This is a genomic window from Kitasatospora sp. NPDC056800 (assembly GCF_042789775.1).
In the GTDB taxonomy this organism is placed as follows: Bacteria; Actinomycetota; Actinomycetes; order Streptomycetales; family Streptomycetaceae; genus Kitasatospora.
In genome coordinates this window covers 1-11,862 of the sequence record NZ_JBHUAL010000258.1, presented here as the reverse complement: position 1 = coordinate 11,862, position 11,862 = coordinate 1, and the positions used below count along the sequence as shown (strand labels likewise).

Here is an 11,862-nt window from a genome sequence, read left to right as displayed (position 1 = left end):
GGGTCCGGCTCCGGGATCAGCGCTAGGCGAGCGGCGCCTTGGTGCGCAGGACCTCGATGAAGGCCCGCAGCCAGGCCGGGTGGTCGGGCCAGGCGCGGGCCGAGACGACGACGCCGTCCACCACCGCTTCGCCGTCCACGAACTCGGCGCCCGCCGCCTTGATGTCCGGGGCCAGCGCCGGGTAGGCGGAGCTGCGGCGGCCGTCCAGCAGGCCGGCGGCGGCAGTGATCAGCGGGCCGTGGCAGATCTGGGCGACGGGCTTGTCCTCGGCGAAGAAGTGCCGGGCGATCCGCTGTACGTCCGGGTCGTTGCGCAGGTACTCGGGGGCGCGGCCGCCGGGGATGACCAGGGCCGCGTAGTCGGCCGGGTCGACGTCGGCGAGGGCCACGTCGGCGGGCCAGGTGTAGCCGGGCTTCTCGGTGTAGGTGTCGAAGCCCTCGACGAAGTCGTGCACCACGAACTGGAGGCGTTTCTTCGTCGGGGCCGCGATGTCGACCTGGTAGCCCTCCTCGCGCAGCCGCTGGTAGGGGTAGAACACCTCCAGTGACTCGGCGGCGTCCCCGGTGACGAGCAGGATCTTCGATGTCATCGCCGACATCCCTCCACGTGGTCGAGCCTCGGATCGGGTACGGGCGCCGGGCGGTGGCGGCCGGCCCGGGCCCGGTCCAACCTCCCGTACCGGCGACACCGTTGGCAACGGGGCGCACCGGGCGTACGACGGCGCATACGGAGCTACGCGCGCCGGTTGCGGGGAGTGCGCGCCTGGTCGGGCGCCCGGCTGCGGGGGTCGGCGGCCCGCGTCCTAGACTCCTGCTGCCCACGACCGTCCCGCTCCCGGAGGAGCCCATGCCCGACCGCACCACCTACCTCGTCCTCCCCGGCTACCAGAACTCCGGCCCCGAGCACTGGCAGACCCGCTGGGAGGCGGCCGGGCCGGAGTCCTTCCGCCGGGTCGAGCAGGCGGACTGGGACCACCCGGAGCGGACGGACTGGGTGGCCCGGGTGGACGCCGCGGTGGCCGCGGCCGCCGCCGAAGGCCCGGTGGTGCTGGTCGCCCACAGCCTGGGCTGCGTCACCGCGGCCCACTGGGTCGCCACCGCCTCCGCCGAGCGGACCGCCGCCGTCCGGGGCGCGCTGCTGGTCGCCCCGGCGGACGTCGACACCGCCGAGGTCCCGGAGCTGGTGAACTTCCGCCCGGTGGCGCTGGAGCGGTTCCCGTTCCCGGCCGTCGTGGTCTCCTCGACCGACGACCCGTGGGTCTCGGCCGAGCGGGCCCGCGCGTTCGCCGCCGCCTGGGGCGCCCGGTACGTCGAGCCGGGCGCGTACGGGCACCTCAACTCCGACTCCGGACTGGGCGACTGGCCGGAGGGCCGCGAACTGCTCGCCGGGCTGTGACCGCGGCGACGGGGGGAACGGGGGCGCGGGGACGATGAACCGGGGGACGATGAACCGACGGACGTCCCGGACCAGGCGCGTCCTGGTCCGGCTGCTGGCGGGCAGCGGGCTGGCCGCCGTCCTGCTCTACACCGAGGGCCAGTGGGAGAGCCGCTCGGGCGGGCTGATGCTGGTCGCCGACCTGCTCAACCAGCCGGAACTGCTGATCGGCGGGGCGCTGGCGGCGCTGATCGCGGCCGCCTGGCTGAGTGACCCGCGCGCCGCCGTGCGGACGGCCACCCGGGCGGTCACGGTGACCGCCGGGGTGGTGTTCCTGCTCGGCGTGCTGGCCGCGCACAAGGTGTCGGCGGCCGAGACCCGCAGCCGGGAGGACGCCCCGGCCGGGGCCGAGCGGGCCCTGGTGGTGGTGCACCGCTCGTACGCCACCGGGCCGGGCCCGGACGAGCGCTGGCAGGTGCTGCTGGAGAGCGGCGAGGGCTGGTCGGCCCGGCGCTGGTCGCTGGCGGACATCGGCCGGCGCCCGGGCGACGCCCGGCTGGTGGAGGCGAGCTGGACCGGGCGCTCGCAGATCACCGTGGTGACCGACTCCTACCGGCGGGTGTTCAACCTCGACCAGGACAGCGGCGAACCGGTCGAGGCGCGGTAACCGGCCCCGCCTGGGTACGGGTACTCAGGCGGGGCCGGGCAGTTCACCGGTCGTCGGGGTCACCGCTCCTCGGAGTCGCTGCTCCTCGGGGTCACTGGTCCGACGGGTCGGTGGTGCCGGGCGGGGCGGACGGCGCGGTGCGGCCGGTCGTCGGGCCGGTGTCGCGCGGCCGGCCGGTGTTGCCCGGGCCCCCGGTGGCGGGCGCGCCGCTGCAGGTGACCGAGCCCGGCGAGCCGCTGGCGGTGGTGCAGTTGGCGTCCCGCCGGGGCGGGTCCGGGATGCGGACGGTGGCGAACGGCTTCTCCGGCATGCTCCGGACGGCGTCGCTCATCGCCTGCTGCCAGATCGGCCCGGGGCCGGTGGCGCCGAAGACCTCGGCCTGGTACTTGCCGCCGATCCGGATGTTGCGCATCGGCACCTTGGTGCCCGGGCTGCCCAGCCAGACCGAGCCCGCCAGGTTGCCCGTGTAGCCGGTGAACCAGGCCGACTTCTTCTCGTCCGTCGTCCCGGTCTTGCCGGCGATCTGGCGGCCGTCGTCCAGGCCGAGGTCGCGCGCCGTGCCGCCCTTCTCGGTCACCCCGAGCAGCACGCTGTTGATCACGTCGGCGGTGTCCTCGGACATCGCCGGGGAGCAGTGGACCGGGGGCACCGGGACGTCGGTGCCGTCCACGGTGGTGATCCTGTTGATCGCCAGCGGCGCGCAGTAGGTGCCCCGGGCGGCGAAGGTCGCGTACACGTTGGCCATGGTCAGCGGGCTGACCTCCTGGGTGCCGAGGCCGAGCGCGGGCAGTTCCTGGAGCGGCTCGCCGTTCGCCTTGCCCTCCATGCCCAGCTTGTTGGCCATCTGCTTGACCGCGCAGAGGCCGATCTCCTGCTCCATCTGCACGAAGTAGGTGTTCACGGAGAGCGCCATGGCCTGCTTGAGCTCGTACGGGCCGACCTCACCGGCGCTCTCGTTGGGGATGGTCCCCTCCTTCTTGCCCTTGCTGAGGTTCTTCCAGGTGCCGTCGCAGGTCTTCATCGTCGGCCAGTCCATCCGGTTCGGCGAGTCGTACCGCTGGGTGGGCGACAGGCCGGCCTCCAGGGCCGCGGCGGCCACGATCGGCTTGAAGTTGGAGCCGGGCTGGAAGCCGATGCCGCCGCCCATCGCCGCGTCCACGTTGTAGTTGACGACGGTCTCGTTCTTCTCCTTGGCCAGGCCGTACGGGCGGGTCTGCGCCATCGACAGGATCTTGCCGCTGCCGGGCTCGACCATCGTCATCGCGGCCGAGACCGGGTCGGTGACGTACACCTTGGTGGAGACGGCGTTCTGGGCGGCGGCCTGCTTGTCCGGGTCCATCGTGGTGTAGATGTTCAGGCCGCCGGTGTCCCACAGCTTCTTGCGTTCGGCCGAGCTCTTGCCGAACACCGGGTCCTGCTTGACCACGTGCCGCACGTAGTCGCAGAAGAAGCCCATGCCGGCCTTGGCGGTGATGCAACCGTTCTGCGGGTCCCGGTAGTTGAGGCCGAGCGGGGCGGCCTTCGCCTCCCTGGCCTGGTCCGCGGTGATGTGCTTGTTCTCCACCATCTTGTCGATGACGGTGTCGCGGCGCTTCTGCGCGGCCACCGGGTGCAGCTTCGGGTCGTACTGGGACGGGTTCTGCACCAGCCCGGCGAGCATCGCCGCCTCGGGCAGGCTGAGGTCCTTGGCGTCCTTGCTGAAGTAGCGCTGGGAGGCGGCCTGGATGCCGTACGCCTGGTGGCCGTAGAAGGTGATGTTGAGGTAGTTGGTGAGGATCTGCTCCTTGCTCAGGTCCTCCTCCAGCTTGATGGCGTACCGGAGTTCCTGGATCTTGCGGCCGAGGGTCTTGCGCTGCGCCTCGCGCACCGCGTCGGCGTCGTCCCCGGCCTTCTCCACGTTGACGTTCTTCACGTACTGCTGGGTCAGGGTGGAAGCGCCCTGGACGGCGGCGCCGCTCTCCGCGTTCTTGGTGATCGCGCGCAGGATGCCCTTGAGGTCGACGGCGCCGTGCTCGTAGAACCGGGCGTCCTCGATGTCCACCTGCGCCGTGCGGATCAGCGGGGACATCTGGTCGGCGGGTATGACGGTGCGGTCGCGCTCGTAGACCTTGGCGATCAGGCCGCCGTTGGCGTCGAAGATCTGCGTCGCCTGGCTCAGCGGCGGGGTCCTGAAGTCGTCGGGGATGCTCTCGAAGCCCTCGGCGCCGTTCTTCGCGCCGAGCCCGACCGCCCCGGCCGCCGGGAGGATCAGGCCCGCCAGCAGCACCCCGCCCAGCACGCTGGAGCCGAGGAAGGTGGCCGCGTGGCCCAGGAAGCCGATCGGGGTCTCGCGGCGCCTCGGTCGCGGCACCCAGGTGTCGCCCGGGTCCGAAGCGGCGGGTATGCGGCTCTTCGGTGACATAGATCGAACATTACGGCCGTGAACAGGCCGTGGGGAGCGGGTGTTGGCGAAGGATTGTCACAAAATCGCGACGGATTCGACTCATTCCCGAGGGTCGAACGGACGTGCACGACGGGGCAAGGACCGTTCGTCCACGGCCCGTTGCCCCCGCGCGCCGCCCGGCCGACCTCGCTCGGCCGGTTCCGCTCAGCCGAACCCGCTCAGCCGGCCGGGCAGAAGACGTCCCGGGCCGGGCGGTGGCCGGTGACCAGGTAGTCCGTCACCACCTCGTCGCCGCAGGCGTTCCCGTTGGCCCGGTACACGTCGTGGCCGCCCGAGTCCACCGTCACCATCCGCGCCCGGTCCCCGAACGCCGCACGCAGCTTGAGCGCGCCGGTGTACGGCGTCGCGGGGTCGCGCAGGTTCTGCGTGAGCAGCACGTTGGACGGGCCCCGGTCGGTGACCCGCACCGGCGGCTCGGCGGGCGCGAACGGCCAGAAGGCGCAGGGCATCACGTTCACCGGCAGGCCGGCGGTGAGCGGGCGGGCGGCGCGGTCGGCGGTCACGGCCTTGGCGTAGCCGGCCGGGTCGGCGGGCCACCGGACGTCGTTGCAGAGGGTCCCGACCGAGACGGCGATGGTGTTCTGCACCGCCGCCTCCGGCGGCACCACCGGGGCGGGCAGCGGACGGCGGCCGAGACCGGCCAGCATCAGCCCCGCGACGTCCGGGAAGCGGGCGTCCGCGTTCATGCCGTCCAGCAGGGCCTGGCGCAGCACGTTGCCGTTCAGCTCCGCCGGGTTGGCGCCCGGCCAGGGCAGCGGGGCCCGGTCGAGGCGGGCGGCGAGGTCGAGGAAGAGCGGGCGGACCTCCTCGGGGGTGTCCGCGACCCGGTCCGGGTTGTCCGGCGCGGACGCCCACCTCGCGAAGTCCGGGAAGCGGTCCTCGACGCCCCGGCCGTAGGCGTCCAGCCAGCCGCGCCCGACCCGCGACGGGTCCGGGTCGTCGTTGCTGTCCAGCACGACCCGGTCGGTCCGCTCCGGGAACATGGTGGTGTAGACGGCGCCCGCGTAGGTGCCGTACGAGACGCCCCAGAGGGAGAGGCGGCGCTCGCCGAGGGCGCGGCGGATGCCGTCGAGGTCGCGGGCCTCGTTGGCGGTGGAGATGCTGCGCAGCACCGGGCCGCCGTTGCGCGCGCAGGTGTCGGCGATGCGGCGGGCGGTGGCCAGGTTCCCGTCGATCGAGCCGTCGGCGGCGGGCCAGGGACGCAGTTTGACCATCGACAGGTCGGCGGGGTCGAGGCCGCAGCTGACCGGGGTGGAGCGGCCGACGCCGCGCGGGTCGAAGCCGACCACGTCGTAGCGGTCCCGGACGGACTGGGGCAGGCGCCCGGCCATGCCGTGGACGAGGTCGAGGCTGGAACCTCCCGGTCCGCCGGGGACGGCCAGCAGGACGCCTCGGCGCCGACCGGGGTCGGCGGCGCTGATCCGGGAGACGGCGAGGGTGACGCGGGCGCCGTCCGGATCGGCGTAGTCCAGCGGGACGGTGACCTCGGCGCACCGTTGGGGGCTGTCGGCCGGGGCGCCCGGACATGCGGCCCAGGCGAGGCCCTCCCTCCCGGGTTTCGCGCTCTCGGCCGCACCGGCGGGCAGGGCGCTCAGCGCGGTCACGGCCAGGGCGGCGGCCGCGGTGAACGCGGCGGTGACGGTGCGGGTGGGGGTGGTGCGGGCGGCTGTGGTGCGGGTGGGCTTCGTCATGCCCAAGAGTCTGCTGGGGCACGGGACTTGGAACCATGCGGGCAGCGGGCCGGTCGGGGGTGGGGAAATCCCCCGGGCGTCGGGGAGGGGGCGGAGACCGCTTCCGGCCGCGGTCTCCGGCCGCGCGGGGTGGGGGTGGTGGGAGCGGTGCGGCGGGGTCCGGTCCGGCTCAGAGGCCGAGCAGGCCCGGTTCGGCGGCCAGGGCGCGCAGCGGCTCGCGCGGGTCGGCGACCAGCCTGCGCTCCGCCAGGTCGAGGATGCCGCCGACACCGGTGATCTCGGCGGCCAGCACGCCGTCCTCGCGGACCAGCCGCTGCACCACCTGGAAGGTCTTGCCGTCCCGCCAGGTGAACGAGCAGCTGACCGCCACCGAGTCGCCCGCGCGCAGCTCCCGCAGGTACTTGACCGTGGTCTCCAGGACCACCGGGCCGACCCCCTTGGCGACCAGGTCCGCCTGGCGGACCCCGGCCGCCCGGAGGTACTCCCAGCGGGCGTGCTCGGCGTACTGGAGGTAGACCGCCTGGTTCAGGTGCCCCTGGGAGTCGGTCTCGTACCCGCGGACGGTGATGTGCGTGGTGAAGTCCTGATCACTCATGCCCCGCACGGTACTCCGGGCCCCCGGGGCACCACCTCGTGTCCTCCGTCACCCGTCCCGCCCGTCCCACCCGGATCACCCGGATCACCCGGATCACCCGGACAGGACGGCCAGCAGCGGCGTGAGGGCGTCCGGCCGCCGGTCGACCGGCAGGTGCTCGACCGGGTGGAAGCCGCAGCCGAGCGCGGTCGCGCCGCCGTCGCAGGTCCGGTCGTCGCCGACCATCAGGACGTCCGCCGGGGCGAGGCCGAGCCGCTCGCAGGCGGTCTCGAAGATCACCGGGTCGGGCTTCTGGGCACCGACCTCGTACGACAGCACGTAGACGTCGACCAGCTCCTCCAGGCCGTACGCGCGGAAGACCGGCCGCAGGTCCCAGGCGATGTTGCTCACCACGGCGACCGGCACGCCCCGGCGGCGCAGCTCGCGCAGCACGGGGGCGGCGTCCGGGTACGGGCGCCAGCTCGCGGGCGCCAGGTGGGACTCGTAGAGGGCGTCCACGTCGATGGCCGAGGGCGGCTCGGCGGCGCGGGTCAGCGCGGTGTACGCGGTGCGATGCAGCTCGGGGGTCAAGTCGCGGGTGTCCCAGGCCTGCTGGACCTCCGGCGGGATGCGGCGCGGCGGCACACCGCCGGGCAGGGCGCCGAACTCCTCCAGCCGGGCTATCAGTTCGGCCTCCTCCCCGGCGGGCAGGGCGAGGCCGGTGGCGGCGAGGTGGGCCGCCAGCCACTCGGCGGTGGAGACGACCCTGAAGAGGGTGCCGGAGAAGTCGAACATCACAGCTTTGGTCATGGCCCGAGCCTAAGTCCTTCCGGATCAGGGCAGGGTGAGGATCCGCGGGCCGTCCTCGGTGATGGCGACGGTGTGCTCGACGTGGGCGGCCCGGGCGCCGTCGACGGTGCGCAGGGTCCAGCCGTCCGGGTCGGTGCGGTGGTCGTCGCGGCCGCCGGCCAGCAGCATCGGCTCGATCGCCAGCACCAGACCGGGGCGCAGCGGGTAACCCCGGCCCGGGCGGCCCTCGTTGGGCACGTGCGGGTCCTCGTGCATCCGGCGGCCGATGCCGTGGCCGCCGTAGCCGTCCAGCAGGCCGTACCGGCCGGCGCGGGCGACGGCGCCGATGGCGTGGGCGATGTCGCCGGTGCGGTTGCCGACCACGGCGGCGGCGATGCCGGCCTCCAGGGCGCGCCGGGTGGTCTCGATCAGGGCGGTGTCCTCGGGCCGGGCGGTGCCGACGGTGAAGCTGACCGCCGCGTCCCCGGCCCAGCCGTCCAGGAGGGCGCCGCAGTCGATGCTCACCAGGTCGCCGTCGCGCAGCCGGTAGCCGTCCGGGATGCCGTGCACCACGGCGTCGTTCACCGAGGCGCAGATGACGGCCGGGAACGGGACGGGCGCGAAGGCCGGACGGTAGCCGAGGAACGGCGAGGTGGCCCCGGCCGCCTTGAGCACGCCCCGCGCCACCTCGTCCAGCTCCAGCAGGCTCACCCCGACCGCCGCCTGCTCCCGGACGGCCGCCAGCGCGTCCGCCACCACCCGCCCGGCCTCGCGCATCGCGGCCAGCCCGGCGTCCGACTTGAGTTCGACCATGGTGCTTCTCTCCCCTGGATCCAATTCTTATACCGGTATTTGTATCACGGTCGTGGGGGTGGGACGCCCCAGGGCGGGAGGGCCTGGGCCTGTCTTCAAGCTCCCGTCGTCCGCCCGGAGGGCGGGCGGGGCGGCGTTGGGGTGCGTGCATCGCAAGGCGGAGGAGGGAGCCACTGCGGTGGGGGCACCTCCCGGCCGAAGGCTGGGGGCCATTGGCGACCGACGACAACGCGGCGAGGTGCGTGCCCCGGCGGCGCCCCGCAGACGCGAGTTCGACGACAGGCCCTAGGGCAGCCGCCAGTCCACCGGCTGCGCCCCCTGCCGCACCAGCAGCTCGTTGGCCCGGCTGAACGGCCGCGAGCCGAAGAAGCCCCGGTCGGCCGACATCGGGCTGGGGTGCACCGACTCCACCGACGGGACGTTGCCCAGCAGCGGCCGCAGGTTGCGGGCGTCGCTCCCCCACAGGATCGCCACCAGCGGGCCGCCGCGCGCCACCAGCGCCCGGATCGCCTGCTCGGTGACCGCCTCCCAGCCCTTGCCCCGGTGCCCGCCGCTCTTGCGCGGCTGGACGGTGAGCACCCGGTTGAGCAGCAGCACGCCCTGGTTCGTCCACGGGGTGAGGTCCCCGTTGGACGGCTCCGGCAGGCCCAGGTCGGTGCCGTACTCCCGGTAGATGTTGATCAGGCTCGCCGGGATCGGCCGGACCTCCGGCGCCACCGAGAAGCTGAGCCCGACGGCGTGGCCGGGGGTCGGGTACGGGTCCTGCCCGACGATCAGCACCCGCACGTCGGCGAAGGGCTGCTGGAAGGCGCGCAGCACGTTCGGGCCGGAGGGCAGGTAGGTACGGCCTGCGGTCAGCTCGGAGCGCAGGAAGTCGCCCATCGCGGCGACCCGTCCGGCGACGGGTTCCAGGGCGGTGGCCCAGCCGGGCTCGACGATCTCGTTCAGTGGACGCGGTGCCATGGTCGCCACCCTATCGGCCTACACCGACACGGCTTTCAGCGGATGATCATGTGATCGAAAGGGCCCGGCGGGCCGGCGGAACCCCAGCGGCGGGCCGGCCCGGGGCCGGCGGCACCCCCGCCCGGACACCCTCCCCGGCCCCGCGGCGGAACCCCGGCGCGGCTACCCGACCGGCCGCCCCCGCAGCACCACCAGCCGCGGGTCCGCGAGCACCCGGACGTCCGCCCGCGGGTCCTGCGCGTACACCACGAAGTCCGCCGGCGCGCCCTCCTCCAGCCCCGGCCGCCCCAGCCACGCGCGCGCTCCCCAGCTCGCCGCCGACAGCGCCTCGGCCGGGCTCAGCCCCGCCTTCACCAGCTCCGCCACCTCCTCCGCGACCAGCCCGTGCGCCAGCGAGCCGCCCGCGTCGGTGCCGACGAACACCGGGATGCCCGCGTCGTGCGCGGCGCCCACCGTGGCGTACCGGCGCTCGTGCAGCCGCCGCATGTGCGCCGACCAGGCCGGGAACTTGGCCTCGCCGCCGGCCGCGAGGTCCGGGAAGGTCGCGATGTTGACCAGGGTCGGCACGATCGCCACCCCGCGCTCGGCGAAGACCGGGATCAGCTCCTCGGTCAGGCCGGTGGCGTGCTCGACGCAGTCGATCCCGGCCGCCAGCAGGTCCGGCAGCGACTCGGCGGAGAAGCAGTGCGCGGTGACCCGGGCGCCCTCCTCGTGCGCCGCCGCGATCGCCTCGGCCAGCGCGTCGCCGGGCCAGCAGGCGGCGAGGTCGCCGCGCTCGCGGTCGATCCAGTCGCCGACCAGCTTCACCCAGCCGTCCCCGCGCCGGGCCTCGGCCCGGACGTAGGCGGCCAGGTCGCCGGGCTCGATCTCGTGCGCGTAGTTGCGGATGTAGCGGCGGGTGCGGGCGATGTGCCGCCCGGCCCGGATGATCCGGGGCAGGTCCTCGCGGTCGTCGATCCACCGGGTGTCGGCGGCCGAGCCGGCGTCGCGGATCAGCAGGGTGCCGGCGTCCCGGTCGGTGAGCGCCTGCTTCTCGCTGGTCTCGGCGTCCACCGCGCCGTGCGCGTCCAGGCCGACGTGGCAGTGCGCGTCCACCAGGCCGGGCAGCACCCAGCCGGTCACCGTCCGGACGTCCCCGGCGGTCGGCGGGCGGGTGAAGCTCACCCGGCCGTCCACCACCCAGAGTTCGTCCCGGACGTCCTGCGGACCGACCAGCACCCGACCCCGCACGTGCAGCACCGCGCCATCGCTCATGGCCGCACTCTACCGACGGGCGGGTTCCGTGTAAGCAGTCACAATGCGGCAGACTCGTTTCCGCACCCCCACCCCGCACGACCCCCGCACGACCCCCGCGCGGCCCCCGCGCGACTCCCGCGAAACCCCGCGAAAGGCGATACCGACGTGAGCCCCTTCCTCGACCTGCCCCCGCTCAGCGCCGCCGAGTTCGCGGCGATCGAGGACCAGGTGGCCGCCCTGCTGCACACCGGGGCCGACGTGATCGTCACCCAGGGCGAGGCGCTGCTGCCCCTGGAGGCCGCGATCCGCGGCGCCGCGCACCCCGGCTCGACCGCCCTCAACGTCGTCACCGGCCCGTACGGGCAGACCTTCGGCAACTGGCTGCGCTCCTGCGGGGCGAAGGTCGTCGACCTGGCCGTGCCCTTCGACAGCGCGGTGAGCGCCGAGCAGGTCGCCGCGGCCCTGGAGGCGAACCCGGAGATCGACTTCGTCTCCCTGGTGCACGCCGAGGCCGCCACCGGCAACACCAACCCGGTCGCCGAGATCGGCGCCGTGGTCCGCGAGCACGGCGCGCTGCTGATGCTCGACGCGGTGGCCTCCGTCGCCGCCGAGCCCGTGCTCACCGACGAGTGGGGCGTCGACCTGTGCGTCATCGGCGGCCAGAAGGCGATGGGCGGCCCGGCCGGCGTCTCCGCCGTGTCCGTCTCCGAGCGCGCCTGGGCGCGGATCGCCGCCAACCCGGCCGCCCCGCGCCGCTCCTACCTCTCGCTGCTGGACTGGAAGGAGCGCTGGACCGACGCCGGCCGCGCCGTACTGCCGCACGCCCCGGCCCAGTTGGAGATGCTCGCGCTCGGCGCCTGCCTGGACCGGATCGCCGCCGACGGCCTGCCCGCCGTGATCGCCCGGCACCGCGCCGCCTCGGCCGCCACCCGGGCCGGCGTCCGCGCGCTCGGCACCCTGGCCCCGTACGTCGTCGAGGACGCCCACGCGGCCCCGGTCGCCACCACCCTGCGCACCCCGGACGGCGTCGACGCGACCGCCCTCGCCGCCCGCCTCGACCCGGCCCTGCCGGTCCAGTCGGGCGGCGGCGCGCTGGCCGGCTCGATGCTGCGGGTCAACCACTACGGGCGGGCCGCCTCGCTGGACACCGTCCGCGCCTGCCTCACCGGCCTCGCCGCCGCCACCTCGGCCGACCCGGCGCCCGCCCTGGCCGCCGCCGAGGCCGCCTGGAACGCGACCGTCGCGGCCTGACGCGCGCACAGCGACCGTCGCGACCCGACGCACGCACGGCGGCGGCCCCGGGAGCAGCTCC

At 74.6% G+C, this 11,862-nt stretch carries 11 protein-coding genes; 3 read left to right on the top strand and 8 right to left on the bottom strand.

Features of this window, described 5'->3' with window-relative positions; translation table 11 throughout:
- Positions 1 to 22: 22 nt before the first annotated feature.
- A complete protein-coding gene (locus ACFRQN_RS36680) occupies positions 23 to 589 on the bottom strand; it encodes a DJ-1/PfpI family protein (RefSeq protein WP_049660089.1) in 567 nt (188 codons plus the stop codon).
- 257 nt (positions 590 to 846) lie between these two features.
- Here ACFRQN_RS36680 and ACFRQN_RS36675 point away from each other — a divergent pair, with 257 nt between their 5' ends.
- Positions 847 to 1,395 carry an alpha/beta hydrolase gene (locus ACFRQN_RS36675; RefSeq protein ID WP_049660091.1) on the top strand — a complete coding sequence of 183 codons (549 nt, stop codon included), beginning with the start codon at positions 847 to 849 and terminating at the stop codon, positions 1,393 to 1,395.
- A gap of 49 nt (positions 1,396 to 1,444) precedes the next feature.
- On the top strand, positions 1,445 to 2,041 hold the full coding sequence (locus tag ACFRQN_RS36670) for a hypothetical protein (protein ID WP_049660092.1): 597 nt from the start codon (positions 1,445 to 1,447) through the stop codon (positions 2,039 to 2,041).
- 91 nt (positions 2,042 to 2,132) lie between these two features.
- Here ACFRQN_RS36670 and ACFRQN_RS36665 read toward each other — a convergent pair whose 3' ends face one another.
- The 7 genes from ACFRQN_RS36665 to ACFRQN_RS36635 form a co-directional block, all read right to left on the bottom strand.
- A complete protein-coding gene (locus tag ACFRQN_RS36665) occupies positions 2,133 to 4,442 on the bottom strand; it encodes a transglycosylase domain-containing protein (protein ID WP_380744869.1) in 2,310 nt (769 codons plus the stop codon).
- 200 nt (positions 4,443 to 4,642) lie between these two features.
- On the bottom strand, positions 4,643 to 6,175 hold the full coding sequence (locus ACFRQN_RS36660) for an alpha/beta hydrolase (protein WP_380744867.1): 1,533 nt from the start codon (positions 6,173 to 6,175) through the stop codon (positions 4,643 to 4,645).
- 169 nt (positions 6,176 to 6,344) lie between these two features.
- Positions 6,345 to 6,770, bottom strand: coding sequence for an acyl-CoA thioesterase (locus ACFRQN_RS36655; RefSeq protein ID WP_380744865.1), 426 nt, complete (start codon positions 6,768 to 6,770; stop codon positions 6,345 to 6,347).
- Between the two features lie 93 nt (positions 6,771 to 6,863).
- Positions 6,864 to 7,559: an HAD-IA family hydrolase gene (locus ACFRQN_RS36650; protein ID WP_380744863.1), complete on the bottom strand. Its 696-nt coding sequence runs from the start codon at positions 7,557 to 7,559 to the stop codon at positions 6,864 to 6,866.
- A 24-nt stretch (positions 7,560 to 7,583) separates the two neighbouring features.
- The gene (gene map / locus ACFRQN_RS36645; RefSeq protein ID WP_380744860.1) at positions 7,584 to 8,351 is read right to left on the bottom strand and encodes a type I methionyl aminopeptidase; all 768 of its coding nucleotides are present in this window, start codon (positions 8,349 to 8,351) and stop codon (positions 7,584 to 7,586) included.
- 285 nt (positions 8,352 to 8,636) lie between these two features.
- Positions 8,637 to 9,314 (bottom strand): uracil-DNA glycosylase, encoded by a 678-nt coding sequence (locus ACFRQN_RS36640; protein ID WP_049659571.1) that lies wholly within the window; start codon positions 9,312 to 9,314, stop codon positions 8,637 to 8,639.
- Positions 9,315 to 9,476: 162 nt separating this feature from the next.
- Positions 9,477 to 10,568, bottom strand: a complete 1,092-nt coding sequence (locus tag ACFRQN_RS36635; protein WP_380744858.1) for an amidohydrolase family protein — start codon at positions 10,566 to 10,568, stop codon at positions 9,477 to 9,479.
- 147 nt (positions 10,569 to 10,715) lie between these two features.
- Here ACFRQN_RS36635 and ACFRQN_RS36630 point away from each other — a divergent pair, with 147 nt between their 5' ends.
- Positions 10,716 to 11,801 carry an alanine--glyoxylate aminotransferase family protein gene (locus ACFRQN_RS36630; RefSeq protein ID WP_074001644.1) on the top strand — a complete coding sequence of 362 codons (1,086 nt, stop codon included), beginning with the start codon at positions 10,716 to 10,718 and terminating at the stop codon, positions 11,799 to 11,801.
- Positions 11,802 to 11,862 lie beyond the last annotated feature (61 nt).